Here is a 23349-nt window from a genome sequence, read left to right on the forward strand (position 1 = left end):
TTTTAAGGATTTAGAAGGATTTTCCATACCTGATTAAGAACCATTCCATGGTAACAAGTCTTTCAATGTAAGATCATGAAAATTTTGGAGGTGATGCCTCTTGAATAGCCAAAGAGGAATTTCAGGAACTTGTCGTATCAGCCAAAGAATATTTTTAAAGAAGGAATAGGGGCCTTGCTGTAAGCGGCCCTGAAGGAGGAATTTATGATTATCAGAACCTATCAGCCGGAAGATGAGAAAGGCTGGGTCCGCTGCAGGGTGCTGTCATTTTTGGATAAGGCTTATTTTGACAATGTCTTGCGTGAAAAGGAACGATACGAAAATCCGGCGATTGAGCTTGTTGCCGAAGTGGACGGAATGATAGCAGGGCTGCTTGATCTGGAATATGAGAAAGAAGAAAGGACGGTTTGCTCCCGCGGAACCGGGCTGGGCGGCATGATTTGGCATATTGCTGTCCACCCCGACTTTAGGCGGAGGGGAATTGGATCAGCCCTGCTGGAGGAAGCAGAAAGGCTCGCCAGAAAACAGGGATTGAACAGGATGGAAGCATGGACCCGTGATGATAACTGGGTTCGCGCTTGGTATGAGAGCAACGGCTTCGTTCAAAAAGAATCGTACTTGCATGTTTATATGGAAGGAGCTGTCTCTGCAGGCTTGAAGAATCTGCATCCTGTGCAGGTTTTTGCCCATTATACAGGGGAAGAAACCGCAGTAATTAAAAAGAGATTTAAACGGGTGCATGAATGTGTCTGCTTTGAAAAAGGTCTTTAGAATTGCTTGGTAATAGAAAGAACTGTCTCGCGCAGTTCTTTAAATCTATAATATAAGGGAGGCTATTTGAATGTCTATCATGAGCAGCAATGCTGATTGTCAGCTTGATACTGCTGAGTTCGTATCCAAATACCCTCGTTCCGGCTGAACAGTATGATGGATTGATTCTGATACAGTCTGTCCCGCCGGTGCAATATATACGGTAATGTTCTGGCAGATGTTATATCTGCCTTTTTTCATGTCCTTTACTGGAAAATCCTATAGCTGCTACACAGGAAATCGCTGCTGTGGCAGCCACAATCATTCCAAAGAAGAAACCGATGGCCCGCATGAAGGGATCATCACCAGGAAATTCAGGCTCTGCCGATGCAAACTGATAGAGAAAGATAACGAAAATAATCAGATAAAAGCTGCTTCCAATCAAGCCCGCTTTCAACCGCTCTTTTGCAGCGCCTCTCCAAGCCAGTTTTATATCAAGCCATAAGCGGATGCTGAAGGCTGCTGCCAGGAACATGATCAGCAGGTGTATATAAGGGATATTCAAAAACAGCAGCGAATACAAAATCAAGAGTGTTGCCGCAAATAGCAGTGCATTGGTAACAAATAAAAACAAACCAGCTCTCCAATGGCTTTGAAACCAGGGAGCCTGACTCAATAAATGCACCATCTTCCGATTGGCTGCACTCCCCTCAAGTGCGGGTTTTCTTTTGTACAGAATAAGCAAAAAAGCAACTCCGATGATTCCCAAAAGTAAAAAGGATGTCACGACTTACCGCCTCCATTAATGATATGTAAAGATAATTTATCGCAAATCAATAAATGAAGTCAATGGTTTAATATTAAATTTCGATGAACTTTTACTGACATATGCTCCTTTTTTATTGAAATACGATAAAAATTGTATTAGTATATTAATAATAATCCTTAAACCGGAGGTACCTTATGAACAAGGCTATAACGAGTTTCCTGAAAGCCGCCATCCTTATTATGGGGTTGATCGTGGCACTCCTCTGTATTTTTCTTCTGCCTGGACTTGCAGGTGATGCAGCTGCAGAGAACCCTGAGTTTGCTTATTTGAAATGGCCGGTCCTTTTGGGCATGTATGCGGCCGCGATTCCATTTTACATTGCGCTGTATGAATCATGGAATTTATTAAGATACATTGAAGGGCAGACTGCTTTTTCCGATTTCTCTGTGCAGTCGCTGCGCCGCATCAGGAATTGCGGCATTGCTTTGGGGCTTATATATGCTGCCGGGATTATCGGAGTTGGAGCTGCCGGGGCCCTTCATCCAGGAGTCTTCCTTATGGGTGCAGCCATTGCTTTCTGTTCTTTTGTCATCAGTGTGTTTGCAGCTGTCCTGAAGGAGCTTCTGCGGAGCGCCCTAACCATGAAAAATGAAAATGAACTGACTATCTGAGGTGAAGGAATGGCAATAATCATTAACATAGATGTTATGCTGGCAAAAAGGAAAATGAGTGTTACAGAGCTGTCCGAGCGGGTGGGTATTACCATGGCCAATCTCTCAATACTTAAGAACGGCAAAGCAAAGGCAGTCCGGCTTTCCACGCTTGACAGCATCTGCAGGGCGCTGGACTGCCAGCCGGGAGATATTCTCGAATACCGGGGAGAAGAACATTAGCAGAAGTTTGAAGAGACAGGGCGACCCTGTCTCTTTTTTTTCGTAAGACTCCACTTATGAGAATGGAATATATAATTTACAAAAAGGAATATATATGTTACATTCTGGGTGGAGGAAAAATATATGAAAAATAATGTAAAGCAGGCCCGGCTGCAGGCAGAGCTGACCCAGCAAGAGCTGGCGGACCGGGTGGGAATTACAAGGCAGACGGTCAGCTTGATTGAAAAGGGCAAGTATAATCCTTCTTTAAAGCTGTGCCTGCAGATCTGCTATGCAGTCCAGTCAAAGCTGGACGAATTATTTTGGGTGGAAGAGGAGGAGCTGAGATGAAAAAAATGACTGATGAACGTTTGAAGCAAAGGAATTTGGAGCATGTACGGATAGTCTATATCGTCCAGACGCTGGGAATCCTTTGCATTCTTGCATACGATTTAATGCAAGGCGGCATGGAAGCTATGCGTGGGAATCCGCTTTGGCTTGTTTTTATCGGAACCTCGGTTGTATTTGCTTATCTATCCATGAGTGTTAGCGTAGAGCATGAGAGACAGGGAAAAAACCCGAAAAAGTCATTTATTTTAAGCATAGCCGCCATTCTCGGAGGGGCTGCCATCATTTCATATTTGATCAGCATTACACCGGGCTATGGATGGGATGATGGTCTGGTCCTGGGTGTGATTATCGCAGTTTGCGGCGGAATACCTGTCTTTTACATTTACCGGCTGCGGCTGAAACAGGCAGCTTTGTATAATGAGGAAGACGAATGAAATGATTTAACATAATCACATTCCTTCGGCACATATATATACAAAAAAATGCGGAGGAATAACAATGGAAAATAATCAATTTTTCAGGACGGTAAGAGTTTTTATCGCCAGCCCCTTTTTTAATGAAGAGCAGCTGGAAAGGATCGGAAGGCTCGAGAATGCACTGAGGAAGAATCCCTATGTGGCTGATTTCTTCTCGGCGAGGTTTTACCAGTTCCCGCAGCTGACTTTCGCTTCTGATCCCTGGAGGAAGACTGTTTTCCAGAATGATTTAAGATATTTGCGGCGTGCTGACGTGGTAGTTGCCATTCACGACTATGAAGAAAATTCCGTGGACAGCGGGACAGCCTTTGAGCTAGGATATGCGTATGCACTGCAAAAGCCGATCATTTTGATAAAAGAAAAAGAAACCAGCATCCCGAACTTGATGCTGGTGGAAAGTCTGCATGCATACCTGACTGCGGCAGATGAGATTGCCGGCTATGACTTTATCAATATGCCGAAAATTCCATATAAAGGTCCGCTTATTTAAAGGCAATGAATTTGCCTGGCACAAGAATAACCGGAAGTATTGAATAATAAAGAGGCAAAGATTACAATGAAAAAGGAAAATGATTCCTGGTGGGAATCCAAAAGTGTGTTTGTCTAAAAACTCAAATAAATGAAAAAATACATATTGAGCAGGGAGAGAAAAAAGTTGGCAGAAGAAACTTATAGGGTGCCTAAACTGCTCGGATTTATTTCTTTTGGCATCACGGTCTTGATAAACTTTACCGCAGGGCTCTTCTATTTCCTCGTATCAAGGGGGTATACGGCGAATGTTTTAACTGAACTTATCAGCAGCGATCCAAAATTCCAGCGGGAAATGTCAGGGCAGGACGGAACGGCAGCAGCCAGGGAAATAGCGGACGGCACTATGGATTTTGTCGAGGTTGTGCTTATTATATTTCTCGTTTTTTGGCTCCTTATGCTGTTCCTTAACCTGGCCGGCATTTTAACTATAAAGAAAAATCCTAAAGCCGCAGCGGTTATTTTTATTGTCGTTGGTGTATTGAGTCTGCCCACATTAATTATTCCCGGCCTCCTGATAACTTCCGGAATTTTGATCCTGACAGCGAATAAGAAAAAAGAACCTTCGTATCCGGATTATTAAAAAAGGCCGGATTTATGGAATATGGAAAGGAAAATAGGATGTTTATAACCATTCCATTAGCTCTGGCTCTCTTTTTAGAGTTCGCAATAGAGCCTGTCTTTAAAATTCGTGAAAAACTTTTCAACAGATTAGGCACAATGGCAGCCGGGGCATTGGCGATCACACTCCCTTTTGCAGCATGGCTGTTGCTCACTGAGCTTGTCCCCATTGAACACGAGAGAGTCTATACCTTTTCCTGCATTATGTTTACTGTATTCATAGGTTCTGGAGCCGGGAAAAAGTACAGCAAAAGTAAAGAAGAGAAACAACTATGAGTAAAATTATTCTTAACTCTGTCAAGGTGTCCGCCGCTTTCTATTAATAAAAGCGGCAGATTTTATTTATCCTCTTTTTGGGGATGCATTTAAATTTAATAATCCTTTTGTGGAATCAAAGCATTCGTCCTGGATATACGGGCCAGTATCCTGCTGTGCTATAAGCGGATCGCCGGGAAGTTGAACCCTGATGTCCATAAGAATAATGGTGCTTGTGCGCCATTTTATTGGATTTGCTGCAGCTATTGGCGGGTCCGATATAGACTGTAGGCTGCACTTGGGCAACCGTCTCATTCCACTGATTTTCATCTATACAGTAGGTATTTGCCATAATATTGGCCGGTGTAAATTTCAGGATATCAGAACCAAGTATCACTTCAGGCGTAGGTGCATTAAAAATAGCAAGAAGATGCGTGTTATCCTGCAGGGCTACTTCGTAATGCCACCAGCCTTGCGGTACATTGGCAACCTGTCCTGGTCCGATCGTATAGTTTTGGATATTCTTTGTAAAAGGATTCAGCAGGGAAACAGTGGCCTTTCCGGATATGCAGTAGACCAATTCTGCAGCGTTCTGGTGGTAATGGGGTTCTACCGCATTGCCGGTGCTTAGAAATATATCAAGCAGGGAAACATTTTCAAGGGTATTCAGCTGGGCAATCCCCAGAATATTGATAAAGTTATGTTTGTCTTTTTTCATAAGGGGGCTTTTATTCACATCGAAAGCGTACGCAAGGGACGGGGAAGTGTAATCCAGATAAGCAGTCATGTTCATTTTTCTCCCAGGGAATGTTATTTCCAATAAACTATGCAGCAATGAGCTGATTGTGCAGGTGCCATTCTGAGAGAGAATGTCGAAATGTATTGAAGCCTGCCTAAAGGAAATGCTTACTGCCTGTTGAATATAAACACGGACAGAAGTTAAAGGCAGCGCGGAACAAACGAAAAGGGAGGCAGAAATAAATGAGCGGAAAGCTGATTATGAGGGAAGAAGGCAATAACCTGATAATGGAGTGGATTTTTGATGCGCCAAGGGATGAAGTATTTAAAGCATTCTCAGATTCCAAATTGCTGGAAAGCTGGTGGGGGCCTGAGGGCTGGGAAACGAAGAATAAGAAATTTGAATTTGAACCTGGCGGGATATGGCATTATGGTATGACCTGCAAGGACAAAAGCCAGGGCGAATTTTATGGGATGGAATCTTGGGGGCTTGCTGTCTATAAGGAAATCTCGGCACCAGAGAAAATTGTCCATACTGATGCTTTCTCCGATGAAGAAGGAAATATTAATGAATCATTGCCAAAAACCCTGATTACGGCAACATTTAGTGAAGAAGAGGGGAAAACCAAGTATGTGTCCGTCACTGAATTTCCCTCCAGCGGAGCTATCAGGCAGATCATCGATATGGGGGCTGCTGAGGGGTTCTCTTCTCAGCTAAGAAAACTGGATGCACTCTTGTCAGGGAATAAGGTTTAAAATTGAGCGGGGCCGGATCATGGGATTTGGCCTTTTTGTATGAATGGCAGAATAGAAATAAAAACCTGCACCCTCCCTTTATGTTTAAAGATAAATAATTTTATAAAAAAAGTTAAAAATAACGGATATACAGCAGGGAGGGAAATGCATGGAACAGATCCAGCACCAAACAAAAATGAATGCTTCTGAATATGCTGTCATATGGTCGCAATACATAAATGACAGTTTATCAAGCTGTGTGCTTCAGCATATGCTGAAAGATGCAGAAGACAAAAATATCCGGGAAGTGTTTGAGTTCGCCCTTGAACTGTCAGAGCGGCATTTAGAAAAGACTAAAAAGCTCCTGAAAAGTGAGAATCAGCCTCTGCCGATAGGCTTTTCTGAAGAAGATGTAAATGCAGATGCCCCTGGATTATTTACGGATGCTTTTAAAATCGTTTATTTACATATCATGGCACTTCATGGGCTTACAAGATATGCAGGCGCGACGTCAGTATGCTCACGGAAGGATATCAGGCAATACTTTATGCAATGTACCTCAGAAGCTCTGGAGCTGTATGACCGCACTACCGAGGTGGCTCTTCAAAAAGGTATAATTGATAAAGCTCCAACGCTCCATAATAAACAGAAAGTGCATTTTGTCAAAAACGGTTATATGAAGGGCTGGCTTGGAAAACGCAGGCCCATTAACGCGATTGAAATCAGCGGTGTCTTTCTGAATATGCAGAAGACGATGGTGAAGATGGTATTAGAGCTCGGCTTCAGCCAGGTTTGCAAATCTAATGATGTGAGGGCGTACATGGAAAGGGCAAGAGGGCTTTGTGTAAAGCACTTTGAAATACTTGCATCATTACTGAAAGAAGAGAACCTGCATGTCCCCAAAGTCTTTGAATCGGAAGTAACAGATTCAACTGTGCCGCCATTTTCTGATAAGCTGATGCTTTTCCATATAACTGGCCTTTTGTCGGCAGCAATCAGTTATTATGGCGAAGCAGCAGCCCTCAGCCAAAGAAGGGATATTGTTTCTGCATATACCAGAATGAATGTAGAAATTGCTCTGATCGCTGAGGATGGCATGCAGCTTATGATTAAAAATGCCTGGTTTGAAGCACCTCCTGCAGCTGCCGATCATGAAGCTTTGGCTAAGGAGTAATCCGTCACAATACGTATTCTTCTTTTATACTAGGATCAAGAAGCTCGCTGGGGGCTGGTAAAAGATCATGCAATGACCAGCTCCCTAAGCAAGAAACAGGTTGACTTTTTCAACTGTAAATATTAAAATTACAGTAAGGGATTTAAATTTGTATTTATTTTTTTGCTGCAACTGTAACTTTTTATTTTACACTTTAATTATAATCATAAAATAATCACTATATAACATTATATCTTCATTAAAGGAGTGCATGATTAATGGTCAATCTATATGTATCATCCAGCTGTACATCCTGCCGCAAAGCAAAGGCATGGCTTGAAGAGCATAATATTGAGTATACTGAAAGAAACATCATTAACGAACCGCTTTCTGTTGAAGAAATTAAATCCATTCTGCGCATGACGGAAAATGGGACTGAAGAAATCATCTCAACCAAATCAAAAGCTTATCAGCAGCTGGATATGGAAATAGATTCTCTTCCGCTTAAAGAGCTGTATCAGTTGATTGCTGACAATCCGCAGATGCTTAGAAGGCCGATCATCATTGATGAAAAAAGGCTGCAGGTCGGATATAATGATGAAGAAATCAGAAGTTTCCTTCCGCGGAAACTGCGCACATTCTCATTCATGCAAATGCAGAATTTGGCCAACTGATCTGCTGATGCATAAAACAGCAGAATGGCTTGGAACTCTGCTTAGTTAGGAGGCTATCCATGAACAGCGACTTTACACTAGCCATTCACAGCCTGGCCTATCTTGCGCTGCAGCTGGACCGGATGTCTACAAGCGAGGCAATTTCCAAGAGCGCCGGGGTCCATCCTGTACGGATCCGTAAAGTATTGAGCCTGTTAAAAAGGAATGGCTTTATCAAATCCAAGGAAGGCACCGGCGGAGGATTTATTTTTGCAAGGGAGCTGGATGAGGTCAGTTTATGGGATATTTATAAAATCACCTCTGAAGGCGCATTGCAGCCAAAATGTCCGGAATCCAACGAACAATGCATAGTAGGGGCCAATATGCGGAACGTTCTCTTCAGCATCTTCATCGGAGCAGAAGAGCATCTTGGCGAATATTTGAAAGATTATACGATTAAGGACATAGTTGAACTGGTCAATCAGGACAGCAATTAAATATGTTCTTACCGTTTTCCAGGTAAATGCCGGCTCATTGCAGCTGGCATTTTTTCGTTTTATGACAAAGAAGCATATTTCCAGCTTAAATGGCTGTCTTGGCTGCTGTCACTTCATAGATGCCATTCCAGGAGAGTGTTTTTAAGGCTTTTTGGCAGGATTTATAAGACATTGCCTTTGAACACGGCATTTATAGTCTGCGTTCTTTTTTGAGTGCGCTTTTCTAATGCATCTTGGAATAATTTGTTCCGTAACACCAAAACCTATTCTTGTATCCCATTATCATGCTGTGCTAAACAAAGTTTCACAGATGGGCCAAAAATCAGCATGGCATGAATAACAGAACTAAATTCAAAGTAAAGGTGTGTATTTGATGGGTGAGAAACAGCGGGAGATGCTTAAGGATATAAGAGAAAAGGCAGGGGCTCTTTCCAGTGAGCAGATTGAATATTGGAAAGAGTATTCGAGCTTTAATGATTGGCAGCTATGGGCAGTAATTATTATTCTTATTGTCCCGCTGATCCTTCTGTATTTTAAAATTGACCGAAGTAAAATACTGCTCCTGGGTTTTTATGGACTGAATTATCATATTTGGTTTGCTTATACGAATTCAATCGGAATCAGGCTGGGTCTGTGGGAGTATCCTTATGAACTGCTGCCTGTCCTCCCGAGCTTTGCCCTGGATGCATCATTTGTTCCTGTTATGTTCATCCTTCTTTACCAGTGGACATTAAACCACAAGAAGAACTTTTATTTATATTCATTGCTATTATCTGCTGTATTTGCTTTTGTCATTAAGCCTATATTAGTCAGCTTAGATTTTTTCAGAATGTTCAAGGGCGTGAATTATTTCCATTTGTTCTTATGTTATATTGCTTTTTTCCTCGTCGCTAAAATCATCACCAATATATTCATTTCCATGCAAAAGAACCGGGCAGAAGTTTAGCTCCCTGAAGAATGCTTAAGTGAGGCAGGATAGTGTGCTGCTTTTAGTATTATAGGTATATACAGATAGATAATGAAAAGCAGAGGGGTCCCTCTGCTTTATGCCATATTCTTACTGCTATTTAGTATTAGTGAAGCCGCCGTCAATTCTGATTACTTCACCATTAATATATTCTGCTTTGGAAGTTAGAAGGAAAGTGACAAGCTCTGCTACTTCTTCCGGTGTTCCTAAACGCTTTTGGGGAATGCCGCCTGTTGCATTCTCCTTCATTTCAGGATTTGCCTCATAAAAGGCCTTAACCATGGGAGTTTCAGTCGGACCTGGAGCAATAGCGTTTACTCTTAAACCATCTTTTGCATACTCAGCAACCATGCTCTTCGTTAATCCAACGATACCATGCTTTGTTGCGGAATATGTTACAACAGAATCCTGCCCGATTACACCTGCACTGGAAGCGGTATTAACGATTGAACCACCGCCTTTCTTCAGCATCTCTTCAGCAACATAGCGGACGCCATACAGCGCTCCCATGAGGTTGATGCCAACAATTTGCTCAATTTCTTCTGCACTTGTGTTAAGAAAGAATTGGCCGCTGCCGGAAATACCCGCATTATTGAAGAAATAATCTATCTTGCCGAATTCTTCAAGGGTCTTATCTACATAATTTTTAACTTCTTCTTTCCTGGAGACATCAGCTTTAATAAAGATAGCATTGGCACCCAGCCCTTTAACCATCTCGACTGTTTCATTACCGCCTTTTTCACTTATATCGACAACAGCTATATCTACACCTTCTTTTGCTAAACGTACCGCTGTTGATTGTCCTATTCCGCTTCCTGCACCTGTTATAATAGCTGCTTTATTGCTGCTCATGACTATTCCTCCTTGCTGTATAAAAACTTTGACTTTTTAATGTGTACTCTCTAATTTTTCTCTATTCATTAACATTTAAACATCTCATCTGACTAATAGGGATCCATGGCCTTTATTCTGCCAGATAAGAGGGAATAGTTAGTCTTGCAGGGTGCCCCATGAGTCTTAATTACTGGATGGCAAAAGTCCGAGGAATATTTTTGAAAATATTGATTGATATTATAGTTAGGAGAACAAAATAATTATTTTTGGAACAGCCATGAAATAATATTAACGAAGCAGCTCATAAGGATGATTAGTGATGGAGAATAAAAGGGTCGAAGAATTCGATAAAATTGTAGAGATGAATGAAAAAGGGCAGGATGCCCTCAATTCTTACTGGATGGATTATTCGCTGTATGCATCCTTTGAATACTGGCTGATGGCGGCTTTTTTCTTTGTTCCGCTAATTGTGCTTTATTTCAGAATAGATCGAAGCAGGATTTTTCTGCTGGGTTTTTACGGTTACAGCATTCATGTGTTTTTCAATTATACAGACTGGTACGGCAAAAACAGCGGCTTTTGGAATTATCCGTTTCCGCTGGTTCCGGTGACTCCCGGAATATCCTTAGATTCGAGCTTAATACCTGTTGTTTTTATGCTTGTTTATCAGTGGACATTGAATAAAGGAAAGAACTATTATGTGTATTCCATCCTTACAGCAGTATTTTTAGCATTTGTCTTTAAGCCATTTTTAATTGCAGTTGGCCTTTTTCGGTTGTATGGAGATACTCATTATTTCCACTTGTTCGGAGGGTATTTGATTGTCCTATTGACAGCAAAAGTGATAACAAATATTTTTTTGTGGATGGAGAAGCGGTACAAACAATCGGCAAGGAAGGAAAAAAAATAAAAGTCCCCGCCTATAATAGGGAGGGGACAATGTGTTATGCTGCTTATAAAAAATTTGAAGAAAGCTCTGTTTCTGAAGGGAAGTTTCGTTTGATCAAGTATTTTAATCCTTCATGGGCAGACCGGAATGATTGTATGGAAGGATGGATGTCACCTGCGGTTCTGGCGAGCTCAGCTGTCATTCCAACAAGGAGGCATTCTGTGCCGATGAGCCTTAGGCAGTCATACAGCTTCTGAAGCTCAAATTTTGTTTCCTCCTGAAAATCGTAAAGGCCGCTCAAGTCTATTAAGACATATTTAATTTTATCTTTTACGCATTTTTCAAGCAATCTGCCAAGAACATAGTCAGATCGTTCTTTATCATAGCCGCCGATCAGCGGCAGAGCAAGCGTGCAATCCCAAATAGTGATCATTGGAACAGACAGAGCCTGAATAAGCACTTCTTTTTTGCGGTCTTCCTCACTTTTAGTTGTAACATCCATCAGCATGACGATATAGCCATTGATCTGGCCGTTTTTGTCATTAACGGGACTTATGACGATATCAGTTACAAATTGGTCTTTTATATTGATCCTCGAACGGTGGCTGCCCTTCAGCCTTTTCATTATTTGCTTCTGGTGACCGGGGTTTCGATGGAACCGGTCCATAGAAAGGCCGATCAAATCCTCCGATCCTGCAAAGCCAAATAAAGGGGCGGCTTGAGAAAGGAGTTTCCTGGCATTGTCATTCATCCAGGCTACCTTGTAATCTTTATCAGCAATGATGATGTTTTCGCCGATGCTTTTGAGTGCATCCAGCGGCTGCATATGTTCCGGCAAGCGGCCGATTGAACTCATGTGTATTCCTCCAAGCTGTGGCAATTTAGATAGTCACTTAACAGTATTTTAACAGATAAGTAAGGTTTATGCCGTTTTAGCCGGATGGAAAAAGTAGGGGAGGGCGAATAAGAAGAGGCCGGCTAACCGCCGGCCATTAGTTCTATAATAAAATACACTCGGCTTGGAAATTTTAATTCAAAACCGTTTCAAGCGTCTCTAAATTGCGCTCCATTATAGAGAAATAGTCTTCATTATTTTTAATGTCATCTTCGGTGAGCGCTTCAAGATTATGAAGAGTCAAGCTTTCCGCACCGATTTCTTCCTGGATGACTTTTGCCACACGAGATTCAACATTCTGTTCAAACAGGATATAATTCAGTTCATGCTTCCGGGATTCTTCTATTATTCTTGCAAGCTGCTTCTGGCTGGGCTCCTGTGTAGGGGATAGGCCTGCAATTGCGATTTGTTCAAGCCCATACCTCTCCTGCCAATATCCATATGCTGCATGGGAAACAAGAATGTATTTTGTATTGCTTTCTGCTATCGTTTGTTTAAAGTCAGCGTCCAATGATGTAAGCTGTTCTTTCAAAGTATTAAAGTTTTCTTCAAACTGTTCTTTTGCTTCGGGTTTTAATTCAGCCATACTGTTTTTTATATTTTCAGCCAGTGTTATAGCCTTTGATGGATCAAGCCAAACGTGGGGATCATGGTCGCCGTGATGGTGTCCTTCTTCATGGGAGTGGCCCTCTCCAGAGTGGTCGTGATCTTCTCCTTCATGGGAGTGGCCTTCTCCAGAGTGGTCATGGTCTTCTCCTTCATGGGAGTGGCCTTCTTCAGAGTGCTCATGGTCTTCCTCTTCATGAGAGTGTCCTTCGTCTTGATGACTATGTTCATCCGCCGTTTTTAAGAGTTCGATTCCTTCAGCCGCTTTTACAATTTTTACTTTTTCTCCTTGAAGTGTTTTTTCCGCCTTTTCTGCAAATCCTTCAACACCCGCTCCTGTATAGATAAACAGGTCTGCATCTGCTATATTAGTCATCGTTTTAATATCCGGCTCATAAGAATGGGCATCAATATTAGGGGGATAAATGCTCTCAACCACAACTTCATCTCCGCCAATTTTCTTTGCAAAATCCTGAAGAGGAAAAATTGTGGTGAACACTTGGATTTTTTCTCCTGTATTTTCCTTACCGGACTTTCCGTCATTATCTGCATCTGAACAGGCTGCCAGGAAAGCAGAGGAGACAAGCATAGTGCCGAGCAGGACATTTTTCCATTTTTTTATTTTCATCGTGTAATCTCCTATTCTCTAAATCTTTTATGTACTGTAATTAGAAATCATTACGATTTACTTGGTAAAAAAATAGCTGCACAGCATATTAAAGCGTAATGATTACTATTTGTATTCTAATGCATGTATTTTAAAATAGCAAACAAACATTTTAAGTTTATCAATAATTTTGTTTGACCTTAAACTTACTTTAAGCTTTAGTATAAAGTATGGAAGAACTTTCCGTATTTTAAATGAAAAGAGGTTCGCAAAATGACATTTCGTTGGGATGGCGGCTTTATCATGGTTTCATGGGATGGATTTGAGGAAGGGGTAGAATGGTACACTAAGCATTTTGGCTGGAGCTGCCTGGATAAGATCATTTCGCCGGTCGGCAAAAAGGCCTTTTTGAAGATGCCAAGACTGGGGGTTGTGACACTGAAATCTTTTGAAGGGAATTTTGAGCACTTTCAAAAGGACAGCGGGACTGAAGGCCATGTGAGGCTATGTTTTGAAATTTTGGATATCGACAGGTCCCTTTCTTATTTTAAAAATGAGGGGATTGAAGTTACTCCGATAGCTGAGCTTCCTGGCGGACAAAAGAGCTTTGATATATTTGCATATGAAAACGCTAGAATCACAGCCGTGTATAATTCTGATGAGGCAGATCAATTTCCGGATGCGAGAATCACGGGATTCGGTCCTGTTAATGCAAGAATAGGCGTGAGAAATTTGGATGAAGCAATTTCCTGGTATGAGGAGCACTTAGGACTTAGACTGGCTAAACGTTTTGGGAGCGAATTTGCTCATATGCAGGTGGAAGATGCTTACGATTGGATTCAGCATAAACAAATATTCCATGACAGTGTATGGCTCGAAACGGCTGCTGGCACTGCTTTCGAAAAAGGGAGTCCTTCAGCGAGAAATTATTTTGATCTTAGGCCTGATGAGTTTTATCGAACATATGAGCTGCTGTCTGAAAAAGGCTTAAGCCCATCCGAAATTGCGGGCAATCCAACAGCAGGCTGGGGCGGTTTCCATTTCTATGACCCTGATGGGAACATGATCAATGTCTGGTCGTATCCCTTATAAAAGAAAGCAGGTACTGCATTGGAAATGAATATACAGAAGTTTGCTGAGCGGACTGGACTTCCTCCGAGTACTCTCCGATTTTATGACCGGAAAAAATTGATCCAGCCGGCAGTACGCAGTGAAAAAGGATATCGTATCTATACAGAAGAACAGATACACAAGGCAATGATCATCCATTCTCTCCGGCAGGCTGATATAAAAATAGAAGAAATACAATCCTATTTGGAGGCAGAAGAAGAAGAGAAGAAGACATGGATATCCGGATGGAAGCGGGAAATAGAGGAAAAGCTTGCGTCCATTAATATCGCGAAGCAATATTTGAGCTCCATGCATGCTGAAGAGCGGCATCTGCATCTCGTTAAGTGGGAGGGGGACAATTGCTTCATCTGGTTCAGGTGCACTGTTCCACGGGCTTTTCATCCTTTTCAAGAGAAAATGTCTGAAATAAGCGAAAGACTGAGGATATTGAGGATTGAGACAAAGCCAGGTGTGTTTGTAAGAACGTTAGAATCAAAGGGAGATACAATAACCGGGGAAGTGGGCTTCCTATTACATAATATACCCGGCAAAGAAATTGATTTTTTCGATGACTTATATACAGAGCCGTTCGGGCCAAGAATATTTGCTGCAGTAGAGTGCAATGTATATGATCCTTTCACCTGCTTCCACTATATGAGGCAGATTCACCGGTTCGGATTTAAAGCAGAAGGAATGAAACTGGAAAAATACGAATTTCCTGAGAGCCGGACGTTTAGTTACCTCATTCCGCTTGCTGGAAGCTGAAGGCATTTTTCTCAAATTCTAAAAAACCAACTGAAATTATGCTATAAAAATGACGAAATAAATTTCATGCAGCCCGTATGTTTTCACAAGTCTTTTCCGTCTTACAAGTTAGATATAAAAAAGGGGGAGTTTTTGTGGAAAAACATAATGATTTGTCTTCTATCAGTAAAGATATGAAGGAGCTTGCACCTTCTTTTGACTGCATTGTTCAGCCATACCGGGAACAGCTATGGCATTACTGCAGGAAGCTGACTGGTTCACCCTGGGACGCGGAAGATTTGCTGCAGGACACATTGTTAAAGGCGTTTTCTTCTTTATCAAGAATCGGGCAGACAATGAATGCAAAAAGCTACCTGTTCAGGATTGCGACGAATATTTGGATAGACCATTGCAGGAAAAAATCGCCTCAGCTCCTGGATATGGAGTCCGAAAAAATTCCGGATGGAGACCTCGTACCTTATTCAGAAGTGCTTGAAAGTGTAGAGATTCTGATTCATCAATTGCCTGCGAAGCAGGCAGCAGCCATTCTTTTAGCAGAGGTATACCGTTTCACCATCCGGGAAACCGCTGAAATGATCGGTTCAACAGAAGGCAGTGTCCAGTCCTTGTTAAGCCGGGCGAGAGCTAATCTCAAAAAGAAGAAAGCAGTGGAGAATCTTCCTTTCCAAGAGGCAGTGCTGGCGGATGAAAAAAAGCAAGTTATCCAGCAGTATATGGACTATTTTGTGAAAGGCGATTTTAAGTCTATCGGCGAGCTTTTAGGTAAATATGCAACAAATGAAGTGGTCGGGCAGGGCATGGATATCGGAATAACACAGATACGGCAGAACTCTATGGGCGACTGGGGCAGCAGTACAGCTGGACTCTCGGCAGAGCTTGCTTTCTTATGGGGACGGTATGCTGTCATCTATACAAGGGATGCAGGCTGCGGCCCTGTATTATGGGACATAGCAACAGCGGAGATAGAGGATGGAAAGCTCATCCGGCATAAAAGCTATTATTTTTGCAGGGAGTTTCTGGAGGCTGCGGCGGCTGAACTTTCAATAAAGCTTGATACAGAGAAAGACCTGTTTGGACAGGAGTGGCAGGGGATTTAAGGTGAAGCCTTTTACATGTTGGTTTAGGCTCTTATCCTGTTTCACACGAACTCAGCACAGGCAATAAATCAGTTTCAAAAAAAAGCAACCAGCTGGCGAGCTGGTTGCTTTTTTCGCTTTACTGCTGCCCTGCGCCATTCTTTACAGATTCAGCTATTCCGATAACACGTTTCGCCTGATATTTAATCGCTCCCTTATAAGCATCCTTATCCCCAACTATTTCATTGTTTTGGTCGACAGTCACACTTGCTCCGTAAGGATTGCCGCCAGCAGGGAATAAAGACTGATCTGAATATCCTGGTGTCACGACGATGGCACCCCAATGGTACATGGTTGTATAAAGTGAAAGGATGGTTGCCTCCTGACCGCCGTGCGGGTTTTGAGCGGAAGTCATACCGCTGACAACCTTATTGACTGTTTTTCCTGCACCCCAGATGCCGCCGGTTGTATCGAGGAACTGCTTCATCTGGGCTGCCATATTCCCGAAACGTGTCGGTGTGCTGAAGATAATGGCATCCGCTTCAGCGATATCATCAGGTGTAACTACAGGCACATCCTTTGTTTCTTCCAAATGTGCTTTCCATGCAGGAACGCCTTCAATCACGCTTTCTGGCGCAAGTTCCTGCACTTTGTAGATTGTGGCTTCAGCGCCTGCTTCCTTTGCGCCCTCAGCAGCCCACTGGGCCATCTGATAGTTCGTTCCGGTTGAGCTGTAATAAACAATTGCTAGTTTGACAGTCATTAAAATATCCTCCATTCAAAGCTAAATTTATATTTTCACTCTTCATTGTTTACCCGCTCTCTGAGAGAATATACATTCAATTTTCAATAGGGAAACTAAGGATAAGGATGGGTTTTCTTTTGTTTAGGGGAGAAATTTTGCATAATAACACACGGGAATTCTTAATTTAATGATATAATTTTAATAATCTAACTATTCTGACGTCCGTTCCTCCAGCCCTTTCACCTAATTAGCCAGGATCTGCCGGATGATTTGTAAAAATAACGCCTGGGATGGAATTGCGGCCGTCTATGAAAAAGGGGTGTAAAAGCATTGAAAAAACCAGCGGTATTCCGGGTGCCGGAGTCCATTTTTTATGGGAGGGGCTCCTTTGAAAATTTAGGATCGCAAGCGGCTCTTAAAGGGAAGAAGGCATTGATCATTAGTGATAATGTAATGGATCAGCTTGGATATGTGACCGAAGGCAGAGCTTTGCTTCATGTTGCAGGTGTTCAAAGCGAAGTCTACCTGGGTATTGCATCTGAACCCACTGATAAATATGTGTCAGAAGCATTGGATCTTTTTAAAAGTGAGCAGTGCGACTTGGTGATTTCCATTGGAGGCGGCAGCTGTATCGATACTGCAAAAGCAATAGCAGTCCTGGCAGTAAATGGCGGATCTATTGGCGATTATTTGGGAGGTAAGAAACTGGCACAGCAAACCCCTGTCCCGCATATTGCTATACCAACCACAGCCGGTACAGGTTCTGAGGCAACTGATGTAACCGTAATTACTAATACATCCAACAATGTTAAAATGATGATCAAGCAGCCTGCTTTCTTGCCGGATGCTGCAATTGTGGATCCCCTGCTGACAGTATCTTCGCCAAAGAATATCACCGCGGCTACAGGGATTGATGCTCTAAGTCATGCTATTGAAGCATACTTATCTAAAAAAGCACATCCCATGACAGACACGATGGCCATCTCAGCCATGAAGCTCATTGCAGAGAATATTTTAACCGCTTACAATGATGGCGGGAATCTAGATGCGCGAGAAAGAATGAGTCTTGGCTCACTGCAGGCGGGAATGGCTTTTTCGAATGCTTCAGTCTGCCTTGTCCACGGAATGAGCCGTCCGATCGGTGCCTTATTCCATGTGCCGCATGGCATCTCAAATGCTATGCTTTTGCCTGCTGTATTAGAATTCAGCCAGGAAGCCTGCGTGGAACGGCTTGCTGATATAGGCAGAATCTTCAGGCCTGATATTGTAAGCGGTGACGGTGTTAAGGCAGCTGAAATAGCTGTACAATCTGTAAAAGAGTTATGCAGGAAATTAAATATACCCAACTTAAAGGAGTGGGGAATTGACGGGGAAGCCTTCGAGAAGGCCGTCGGAAAAATGGCAGCAGACGCTATTGACAGCGGCAGCCCGGCCAATAATCCCAAAGTGCCCAGCCAGCTGGAACTGGAGGAACTTTATCATATTTGCTACGACTATCATTTTTCCTCTGCATCTGAGAAAGTATAATTGCTGACTGTCACTAATGCTGAAAGGAGCTATTTTTATGGCAACGAAAACGGCAAATATTTTAAAAAACTTTATCAATGGCGATTGGGTGGATGCAAAAACAGAAAGGTTTGAAGCTGTCCCCAATCCTGCAACCGGCGAGGAACTGGCGCGTACACCGATTTCCACCAAGGAAGACGTGGAGGATGCCGTACAGGCAGCCAGGGAAGCCTATAAAACATGGAGCAAAACGCCAGTTCCTAAAAGAGCAAGAATTCTGTTTAAATATCAGCAGCTTTTAATAGACAATTGGGACGAACTTGCAAAACTGATCACACAGGAAAACGGGAAAAACTATAAAGAAGCGTATGGAGAGGTGCAGCGGGGAATCGAATGTGTGGAGTTTGCTGCAGGAGCCCCATCTCTTATGATGGGCAAGCAGCTGCCCGATATTGCGACAAATATTGAATCCGGCATGTACCGCTACCCTGTTGGCGTCATCGGCGGCATCACGCCTTTCAATTTTCCGATGATGGTCCCTTGCTGGATGTTCCCGCTGGCAATCGCGTGCGGAAACACCTTTGTGCTAAAGCCTTCCGAAAGGACACCGATACTCGCAAACCGTTTGGCAGAGCTATTTGCCGAAGCGGGCCTCCCTGAAGGTGTTTTCAATATTGTGCATGGCGCCCACGAGGTTGTAAACAGCCTTATTGACCACCAGGACGTACCGGCCATTTCATTTGTAGGCTCTCAGCCTGTTGCCGAGTATATCTATAAATCAGCTTCAGCGAAGGGCAAACGGGTCCAGGCGCTTGCTGGTGCAAAGAATCATTCGATTGTGATGCCGGATGCGGACCTTGACGGAGCTGTTAAAGAAATTATTGCAGCTGCATATGGGTCAGCAGGGGAGCGGTGTATGGCCTGCTCAGTTGTGGTTGCTGTAGACTCCATCGCTGACGAACTCGCGGCAAAGCTGCAGGAGCAGGCAGACAGCCTGACAATAGGAAATGGGTTGGATGAAGATATTTTCTTAGGACCTGTCATCCGCCAGGAAAATAAAGTACGGACAAGGCATTACATTGAAGTCGGCGAGAAAGAAGGAGCAGTCCTTATTCGTGATGGGCGTAAAGACGAAGCCTATCATGAAAATGGGTATTTTATAGGACCAACCATCTTTGACCATGTGGATCCAACCATGAAAATCTGGAAAGAAGAAATTTTTGCGCCGGTGCTCTCCATCGTCAGGGTAAAAAGCCTTGAGGAAGCGATTGAGGTGACAAATCTATCAGATTTTGGCAATGGCGCCTGCCTGTTTACCGACAGCGGAAGCAATGTCCGCTATTTCAGGGAAAACATTGAAGTTGGAATGCTCGGTGTCAATATCGGCGTACCTGCACCGATGGCCTTTTTCCCATTTTCCGGGTGGAAGAATTCCTTCTATGGAGACCTCCATGCCAACGGCTCTGACGGAGTCGAGTTTTATACCAGAAGAAAGATGCTGACTGCCCGCTGGTAAACGGAAGGATAGTGCTGAGAAGACACCCTAAAATAAATTGGGTGTCTTTATTTTGGCTTTTTTTAGTAATGGAAGCAATCAGTCGATAATGGGAATATTACCAGGTTGATGTTCTGAGCTGGCGTGCCTTTCTTTCTGATTTTGATTCATGGAATTATGTGTATATCTATATAAGTTCTACGAACAATAAGAAGGCAAGCTGTAAAAGTCGGGCTTGAAATACATGTCATGGAGTGCTGCAGATGAGCTATAGCGAATATTGGGATAAAATATTTCAGCTGAGCGAAGAGATGACTTCCTTGGTTGATTCTTATTGGAAAAGCTATTCCGGTCCTGGTACATGGCAGTTCTGGGCTGTAGCAGTAGTTCTGGTGCTGCCGCTTGTTTTATTATATTTTACAGTGGATCGCAAGAGGATTTTTGAGATATTCTTTTTCGGATTTATTGTACATGCTCTTTGGACCTACACGGACATTGTGCTCGGTAATTATACCTTGCTCGTCCACACCTATTATATGCTGCCGATTTTCCCGCATGCTTTTAACATCACGATGTCAGTACTGCCTGTAGGATTTATGCTGATCTATCAGTACTGCACCAGTCATGGGAAAAATTTTATTCTGTATATTATCATTCTGAGTGCAGTGTATTCGCTTGTTTTTGCTTCGATAGAGAAAGCGCTCGGCATGGTGGAGCTGAATAAGGGAATGAACTTGTTTTACTTGTTTTTGATAGATCTTGCCATTGCCTTTATTGCTTATATAGGCACCAGGCTGGTGAGAAGAGCACATCTGAGGGCCGATGCAGAATAAAAAGAGGAAATGGGCATATGCCATTTCCTTTTTGTTAATCTTATTTTTCACCATAATATTCATCAATGGCCCTCAGCCAGTTGGTCCGTGCTACATCTGAAGCTTTATGCGTATTTTTTTCTTCAAAAGCTTTGATGATATCCTCATGCTCATCGATTGAGCGGGGCTTCAAGATGATCGTTTTATTATAATAAAGCCTCATTACATGTGCCTGCATGGAAGAAACATAACTGGTGATGTATGGATTATCCGCTTTTTCAATGATGAGATTGTGCAATTGTTCGTCCTGTTTCAGTGCTGAAAAAGTATCGCCCCGTAGAAGGGAATCCGCAAAAGAACGATTAATGGATCTCAATTTCTCAATCGTCGAACTGTCCATGTATGGTGCTGCTAGCTCTGCAGCTAATGCCTGCAAGGCTCCAAGCGGCGGCAGAATCTTGTTGATATCTTCCGGATTAACGGTAGTGACCTGAGTGCCGACGCCTGGGAACATTTCTACGAATCCCTGGACGCTCAGCAGCTGAAGCGCTTCCCTGATCGGTGTGCGGCTTACACCGAGCGCCTTGGCAAGATCGGCATCGTTTAATTTTTCCTGAGGCTTTAAGGTGCCGTCAATAATCCATTCCTGGATTTGAAGGAAGGCGCGGTCTTTCGCTGATACACGTGCAGGAGAAGCAAAATTGGCAGGGATGGGCATCTATTTTCACCTCTAGTATTTTCATAAACTCATTAATTTTACTGGATTATACATTTAGTATAGAGAATTAGAAAGAAAAATTCAATATATTGCACAATTCGACAATTTTCTTTATGCGATATATTGCATACGGATTAATGGTGTGTTATCTTGAGTTATGCAATATATTACGTAACTATTAAACTGCTTTTATCATTTTCTGAAATTTTTAAGTTGGTAAAAAATAAGCAGCTAGAATCTTTAGCATAAAGGAGAATAGGATGGGAACTAAAATACCGTTTTCTTATGTAGTCGCCGTAGGCTTTATGTTGTTTGCACTTTTCTTCGGGGCAGGAAATCTCATTTTCCCTGCGATGCTCGGACAGTCTGCAGGAACCAGTATCTGGTCAGCCAATGCAGGCTTTATAGTAACTGGGGTGGGGCTCCCGCTATTAGGGATATTGGCGCTTGGCTTTTCTGGCAAAAGCGATCTGCAGTCGCTGGCAGGAAGGGTGCACCCAGCATTCAGCGCAGTATTTACGATGCTTTTGTATCTGTCCATAGGGCCGCTGTTTGCGATTCCCAGGACAGCAACCGTTTCATTTGAAATGGGCGTAAAGCCCTTTTTAGCCGGGAACAGCACAATCGGGCTGATTGTCTTTTCTGTTTTGTTTTTTGCAGTAACAGGCTTCTTTTCTTTAAAATCTTCCAAGATTGTTGATATTGTCGGTAAATACCTGACGCCGATCCTGCTGATTGTAGTAGGCATTTTGATCATTGCCGCTTTTTTCAATCCTATGGGTTCTTTCCAATCACCAGGAGAAAATTATTTAGCTAACACCTTTTTTAAAGGTTTCCAGGAAGGCTATCTGACAATGGACGCCCTGGCAGCATTCGTATTTGGCATCATTGTAGTCGATGCAGTAAAAGAAAGAGGAGCTGCCACGAGAAAAGAGATCATGGTTTCGATAGCTAAAGCAGGACTTATTGCAGCAGCACTTCTTGCTATTATCTATACCTCACTGTCATATATTGGCGCATCAAGCGTGGGTGAGCTTGGCAGGCTTGATAATGGCGGAGCCGTGTTATCCGGTGCATCTGAATATTATTTTGGTTCATTCGGCGCCCTGCTTTTAAGCGTCATTGTTCTTGGGGCATGCCTGACAACGAGCATCGGACTCGTGACAGCATGTTCATCTTATTTCCATAAAGTGTTTCCTTCGGTTTCTTACACAGTTTTTGTTGTCATTTTGTCTGTATTCAGCGCCGTCTTTTCCAATATCGGGCTCAGCCAGCTGATCAGCATTTCGGTTCCAGTTCTGACAGGAATTTATCCTTTAGCCATCTGCCTGATGTTCCTTACCTTCCTTCATCCTCTTTTCAAAGGGAAAAAGGAAGTTTACCAGGTAAGTATGCTGTTCACTTTCATTGTCAGCTTATTCGATGGGTTAAAGGCTGCAGGCCTAAGCTTTGGACCGGTTGAAGAGGTATTCAGCACAATTCTGCCGTTATATGAAGTCGGGCTTGGATGGATCATGCCGGCCGTAGTGGGTGCAGTGATCGGATTCTTTGTGGCTGCCATTCGCAGCGGCGGTGTATCGCAGGCGAAAGAAAGCATTTGATAGTAGAAAAACCTCCTTTGCGGGAGGTTTTTTGTTTTTGGGTGAAATTGATGCAGGTTGAGAATTGAGGTGGGGATTGTTTGATCTTTGGAGGACTCCAGAGTGGGAATAGAGCAGATAGAGTGCTTCAAGAGAGGTTTATAGAGCACTCTAGAGGGAGGAAAGATTGTACAGAGTGCTTCAAGAGAGGTCTATGGAGCACTCTAGAGTAGGAAAGGAGCGTACAGAGTGCCTCAAACGAAGTCTATGAAGCACTCTAAAGATGGGAAGGAGCGTACAGAGTGATTCAAAAGAAGCCTATGAAGCATTCTGGAGGATGGAAGGA

Annotated in this window: 28 protein-coding genes; 21 read left to right on the forward strand and 7 right to left on the reverse strand. The window is 42.9% G+C overall.

What is annotated here, in order from left to right; all coding sequences use genetic code 11:
- The first annotated feature begins 204 nt into the window (after nucleotides 1-204).
- Entirely contained in the window at nucleotides 205-771 is a 567-nt protein-coding gene (locus ABU165_RS17445) for a GNAT family N-acetyltransferase (protein ID WP_318060288.1), read from the forward strand.
- 220 nt (nucleotides 772-991) lie between these two features.
- On the opposite strand, the gene ABU165_RS17450 is transcribed toward ABU165_RS17445, so the two are convergent.
- Entirely contained in the window at nucleotides 992-1384 is a 393-nt protein-coding gene (locus ABU165_RS17450) for a hypothetical protein (RefSeq protein WP_222928994.1), read from the reverse strand.
- Between the two features lie 329 nt (nucleotides 1385-1713).
- Between ABU165_RS17450 and ABU165_RS17455 the strand changes: the two genes are divergently transcribed.
- The 7 genes from ABU165_RS17455 (at nucleotide 1714) to ABU165_RS17485 (ending at nucleotide 4643) form a co-directional block, all read left to right on the forward strand.
- Nucleotides 1714-2190, forward strand: coding sequence for a DUF2975 domain-containing protein (locus ABU165_RS17455; protein ID WP_318060287.1), 477 nt, complete (start codon nucleotides 1714-1716; stop codon nucleotides 2188-2190).
- Between the two features lie 9 nt (nucleotides 2191-2199).
- Entirely contained in the window at nucleotides 2200-2412 is a 213-nt protein-coding gene (locus tag ABU165_RS17460; protein ID WP_009793451.1) for a helix-turn-helix domain-containing protein, read from the forward strand.
- A gap of 123 nt (nucleotides 2413-2535) precedes the next feature.
- Complete coding sequence (locus ABU165_RS17465; protein WP_022543949.1) at nucleotides 2536-2742, forward strand: helix-turn-helix transcriptional regulator; 207 nt, start codon at nucleotides 2536-2538, stop codon at nucleotides 2740-2742.
- Nucleotides 2739-3176, forward strand: a complete 438-nt coding sequence (locus ABU165_RS17470; protein WP_009793453.1) for a hypothetical protein — start codon at nucleotides 2739-2741, stop codon at nucleotides 3174-3176. The genes ABU165_RS17465 and ABU165_RS17470 overlap by 4 nt, the downstream gene beginning before the upstream one ends.
- A 64-nt stretch (nucleotides 3177-3240) precedes the next feature.
- Nucleotides 3241-3708: a nucleoside 2-deoxyribosyltransferase gene (locus ABU165_RS17475; RefSeq protein ID WP_224950510.1), complete on the forward strand. Its 468-nt coding sequence runs from the start codon at nucleotides 3241-3243 to the stop codon at nucleotides 3706-3708.
- Nucleotides 3709-3873: 165 nt separating this feature from the next.
- The gene (locus tag ABU165_RS17480; RefSeq protein WP_165352599.1) at nucleotides 3874-4329 is read left to right on the forward strand and encodes a DUF4064 domain-containing protein; all 456 of its coding nucleotides are present in this window, start codon (nucleotides 3874-3876) and stop codon (nucleotides 4327-4329) included.
- Between the two features lie 14 nt (nucleotides 4330-4343).
- Nucleotides 4344-4643, forward strand: a complete 300-nt coding sequence (locus tag ABU165_RS17485) for a hypothetical protein (RefSeq protein WP_318060286.1) — start codon at nucleotides 4344-4346, stop codon at nucleotides 4641-4643.
- 115 nt (nucleotides 4644-4758) lie between these two features.
- Here ABU165_RS17485 and ABU165_RS17490 read toward each other — a convergent pair whose 3' ends face one another.
- Nucleotides 4759-5409, reverse strand: a complete 651-nt coding sequence (locus ABU165_RS17490) for a cupin domain-containing protein (protein ID WP_318060285.1) — start codon at nucleotides 5407-5409, stop codon at nucleotides 4759-4761.
- Between the two features lie 194 nt (nucleotides 5410-5603).
- Here ABU165_RS17490 and ABU165_RS17495 point away from each other — a divergent pair, with 194 nt between their 5' ends.
- The 5 genes from ABU165_RS17495 (at nucleotide 5604) to ABU165_RS17515 (ending at nucleotide 9344) form a co-directional block, all read left to right on the forward strand.
- A complete protein-coding gene (locus ABU165_RS17495; RefSeq protein WP_318060284.1) occupies nucleotides 5604-6116 on the forward strand; it encodes an SRPBCC family protein in 513 nt (170 codons plus the stop codon).
- Between the two features lie 148 nt (nucleotides 6117-6264).
- On the forward strand, nucleotides 6265-7269 hold the full coding sequence (locus tag ABU165_RS17500) for a DUF3231 family protein (RefSeq protein WP_318060283.1): 1005 nt from the start codon (nucleotides 6265-6267) through the stop codon (nucleotides 7267-7269).
- Nucleotides 7270-7526: 257 nt separating this feature from the next.
- Nucleotides 7527-7922 (forward strand): transcriptional regulator SpxA, encoded by a 396-nt coding sequence (spxA, locus tag ABU165_RS17505; protein WP_009793460.1) that lies wholly within the window; start codon nucleotides 7527-7529, stop codon nucleotides 7920-7922.
- Nucleotides 7923-7981: 59 nt separating this feature from the next.
- Nucleotides 7982-8398: an RrF2 family transcriptional regulator gene (locus ABU165_RS17510; RefSeq protein WP_009793461.1), complete on the forward strand. Its 417-nt coding sequence runs from the start codon at nucleotides 7982-7984 to the stop codon at nucleotides 8396-8398.
- Nucleotides 8399-8771: 373 nt separating this feature from the next.
- Nucleotides 8772-9344, forward strand: a complete 573-nt coding sequence (locus ABU165_RS17515) for a hypothetical protein (protein ID WP_318060282.1) — start codon at nucleotides 8772-8774, stop codon at nucleotides 9342-9344.
- 117 nt (nucleotides 9345-9461) lie between these two features.
- Here ABU165_RS17515 and ABU165_RS17520 read toward each other — a convergent pair whose 3' ends face one another.
- The gene (locus tag ABU165_RS17520; RefSeq protein WP_009793464.1) at nucleotides 9462-10217 is read right to left on the reverse strand and encodes an SDR family NAD(P)-dependent oxidoreductase; all 756 of its coding nucleotides are present in this window, start codon (nucleotides 10215-10217) and stop codon (nucleotides 9462-9464) included.
- Between the two features lie 301 nt (nucleotides 10218-10518).
- Here ABU165_RS17520 and ABU165_RS17525 point away from each other — a divergent pair, with 301 nt between their 5' ends.
- A complete protein-coding gene (locus ABU165_RS17525; RefSeq protein ID WP_009793465.1) occupies nucleotides 10519-11109 on the forward strand; it encodes a hypothetical protein in 591 nt (196 codons plus the stop codon).
- Nucleotides 11110-11152: 43 nt separating this feature from the next.
- Here the strand turns inward: ABU165_RS17525 and ABU165_RS17530 are convergent, their stop codons facing one another.
- The gene (locus tag ABU165_RS17530; protein ID WP_009793466.1) at nucleotides 11153-11944 is read right to left on the reverse strand and encodes a PAS domain-containing protein; all 792 of its coding nucleotides are present in this window, start codon (nucleotides 11942-11944) and stop codon (nucleotides 11153-11155) included.
- Between the two features lie 172 nt (nucleotides 11945-12116).
- Complete coding sequence (locus tag ABU165_RS17535) at nucleotides 12117-13217, reverse strand: metal ABC transporter solute-binding protein, Zn/Mn family (RefSeq protein ID WP_253617117.1); 1101 nt, start codon at nucleotides 13215-13217, stop codon at nucleotides 12117-12119.
- A 252-nt stretch (nucleotides 13218-13469) separates the two neighbouring features.
- On the opposite strand from ABU165_RS17535, the gene ABU165_RS17540 reads away from it, so the two are divergent.
- The 3 genes from ABU165_RS17540 (at nucleotide 13470) to ABU165_RS17550 (ending at nucleotide 16168) form a co-directional block, all read left to right on the forward strand.
- Complete coding sequence (locus ABU165_RS17540; RefSeq protein ID WP_253617115.1) at nucleotides 13470-14288, forward strand: VOC family protein; 819 nt, start codon at nucleotides 13470-13472, stop codon at nucleotides 14286-14288.
- 24 nt (nucleotides 14289-14312) lie between these two features.
- Complete coding sequence (locus ABU165_RS17545; protein ID WP_318060409.1) at nucleotides 14313-15071, forward strand: MerR family transcriptional regulator; 759 nt, start codon at nucleotides 14313-14315, stop codon at nucleotides 15069-15071.
- A gap of 134 nt (nucleotides 15072-15205) precedes the next feature.
- On the forward strand, nucleotides 15206-16168 hold the full coding sequence (locus ABU165_RS17550) for an RNA polymerase sigma factor (RefSeq protein WP_253617113.1): 963 nt from the start codon (nucleotides 15206-15208) through the stop codon (nucleotides 16166-16168).
- A 118-nt stretch (nucleotides 16169-16286) separates the two neighbouring features.
- On the opposite strand, the gene wrbA is transcribed toward ABU165_RS17550, so the two are convergent.
- Nucleotides 16287-16910 carry an NAD(P)H:quinone oxidoreductase gene (gene wrbA, locus ABU165_RS17555; RefSeq protein ID WP_187445368.1) on the reverse strand — a complete coding sequence of 208 codons (624 nt, stop codon included), beginning with the start codon at nucleotides 16908-16910 and terminating at the stop codon, nucleotides 16287-16289.
- 312 nt (nucleotides 16911-17222) lie between these two features.
- On the opposite strand from wrbA, the gene ABU165_RS17560 reads away from it, so the two are divergent.
- From ABU165_RS17560 to ABU165_RS17570, 3 genes are all read left to right on the forward strand, one after another.
- Entirely contained in the window at nucleotides 17223-18419 is a 1197-nt protein-coding gene (locus ABU165_RS17560) for an iron-containing alcohol dehydrogenase (protein ID WP_253617111.1), read from the forward strand.
- Nucleotides 18420-18456: 37 nt separating this feature from the next.
- Nucleotides 18457-19914: a CoA-acylating methylmalonate-semialdehyde dehydrogenase gene (locus tag ABU165_RS17565; protein ID WP_009793473.1), complete on the forward strand. Its 1458-nt coding sequence runs from the start codon at nucleotides 18457-18459 to the stop codon at nucleotides 19912-19914.
- 242 nt (nucleotides 19915-20156) lie between these two features.
- Complete coding sequence (locus ABU165_RS17570) at nucleotides 20157-20726, forward strand: CBO0543 family protein (protein WP_253617108.1); 570 nt, start codon at nucleotides 20157-20159, stop codon at nucleotides 20724-20726.
- A 40-nt stretch (nucleotides 20727-20766) separates the two neighbouring features.
- Here ABU165_RS17570 and ABU165_RS17575 read toward each other — a convergent pair whose 3' ends face one another.
- On the reverse strand, nucleotides 20767-21423 hold the full coding sequence (locus tag ABU165_RS17575; RefSeq protein ID WP_094767615.1) for a GntR family transcriptional regulator: 657 nt from the start codon (nucleotides 21421-21423) through the stop codon (nucleotides 20767-20769).
- Between the two features lie 260 nt (nucleotides 21424-21683).
- Here ABU165_RS17575 and brnQ point away from each other — a divergent pair, with 260 nt between their 5' ends.
- Nucleotides 21684-23024, forward strand: a complete 1341-nt coding sequence (gene brnQ, locus ABU165_RS17580) for a branched-chain amino acid transport system II carrier protein (protein WP_094767614.1) — start codon at nucleotides 21684-21686, stop codon at nucleotides 23022-23024.
- Nucleotides 23025-23349 lie beyond the last annotated feature (325 nt).

Source organism: Cytobacillus sp. T106 (genome assembly GCF_040492155.1).
GTDB lineage: Bacteria > Bacillota > Bacilli > Bacillales > Cytobacillaceae > Bacillus_AB > Bacillus_AB infantis.

Coding starts and splice junctions, on each gene's coding strand:
- ABU165_RS17475 (WP_224950510.1), top strand. CDS start 3,241: ATGGAAAATAATCAATTTTTCAGGACGGTAAGAGTTTTTATCGCCAGC.
- brnQ (WP_094767614.1), top strand. CDS start 21,684: ATGGGAACTAAAATACCGTTTTCTTATGTAGTCGCCGTAGGCTTTATG.
- ABU165_RS17525 (WP_009793465.1), top strand. CDS start 10,519: ATGGAGAATAAAAGGGTCGAAGAATTCGATAAAATTGTAGAGATGAAT.
- ABU165_RS17540 (WP_253617115.1), top strand. CDS start 13,470: ATGACATTTCGTTGGGATGGCGGCTTTATCATGGTTTCATGGGATGGA.
- ABU165_RS17545 (WP_318060409.1), top strand. CDS start 14,313: ATGAATATACAGAAGTTTGCTGAGCGGACTGGACTTCCTCCGAGTACT.
- ABU165_RS17460 (WP_009793451.1), top strand. CDS start 2,200: ATGGCAATAATCATTAACATAGATGTTATGCTGGCAAAAAGGAAAATG.
- ABU165_RS17495 (WP_318060284.1), top strand. CDS start 5,604: ATGAGCGGAAAGCTGATTATGAGGGAAGAAGGCAATAACCTGATAATG.
- ABU165_RS17485 (WP_318060286.1), top strand. CDS start 4,344: ATGGAATATGGAAAGGAAAATAGGATGTTTATAACCATTCCATTAGCT.
- ABU165_RS17455 (WP_318060287.1), top strand. CDS start 1,714: ATGAACAAGGCTATAACGAGTTTCCTGAAAGCCGCCATCCTTATTATG.
- ABU165_RS17520 (WP_009793464.1), bottom strand. CDS start 10,217: ATGAGCAGCAATAAAGCAGCTATTATAACAGGTGCAGGAAGCGGAATA.
- ABU165_RS17535 (WP_253617117.1), bottom strand. CDS start 13,217: ATGAAAATAAAAAAATGGAAAAATGTCCTGCTCGGCACTATGCTTGTC.
- ABU165_RS17445 (WP_318060288.1), top strand. CDS start 205: ATGATTATCAGAACCTATCAGCCGGAAGATGAGAAAGGCTGGGTCCGC.
- wrbA (WP_187445368.1), bottom strand. CDS start 16,910: ATGACTGTCAAACTAGCAATTGTTTATTACAGCTCAACCGGAACGAAC.
- ABU165_RS17570 (WP_253617108.1), top strand. CDS start 20,157: ATGAGCTATAGCGAATATTGGGATAAAATATTTCAGCTGAGCGAAGAG.
- ABU165_RS17575 (WP_094767615.1), bottom strand. CDS start 21,423: ATGCCCATCCCTGCCAATTTTGCTTCTCCTGCACGTGTATCAGCGAAA.
- ABU165_RS17470 (WP_009793453.1), top strand. CDS start 2,739: ATGAAAAAAATGACTGATGAACGTTTGAAGCAAAGGAATTTGGAGCAT.
- ABU165_RS17500 (WP_318060283.1), top strand. CDS start 6,265: ATGGAACAGATCCAGCACCAAACAAAAATGAATGCTTCTGAATATGCT.
- ABU165_RS17530 (WP_009793466.1), bottom strand. CDS start 11,944: ATGAGTTCAATCGGCCGCTTGCCGGAACATATGCAGCCGCTGGATGCA.
- ABU165_RS17510 (WP_009793461.1), top strand. CDS start 7,982: ATGAACAGCGACTTTACACTAGCCATTCACAGCCTGGCCTATCTTGCG.
- ABU165_RS17515 (WP_318060282.1), top strand. CDS start 8,772: ATGGGTGAGAAACAGCGGGAGATGCTTAAGGATATAAGAGAAAAGGCA.
- ABU165_RS17565 (WP_009793473.1), top strand. CDS start 18,457: ATGGCAACGAAAACGGCAAATATTTTAAAAAACTTTATCAATGGCGAT.
- ABU165_RS17490 (WP_318060285.1), bottom strand. CDS start 5,409: ATGACTGCTTATCTGGATTACACTTCCCCGTCCCTTGCGTACGCTTTC.
- spxA (WP_009793460.1), top strand. CDS start 7,527: ATGGTCAATCTATATGTATCATCCAGCTGTACATCCTGCCGCAAAGCA.
- ABU165_RS17465 (WP_022543949.1), top strand. CDS start 2,536: ATGAAAAATAATGTAAAGCAGGCCCGGCTGCAGGCAGAGCTGACCCAG.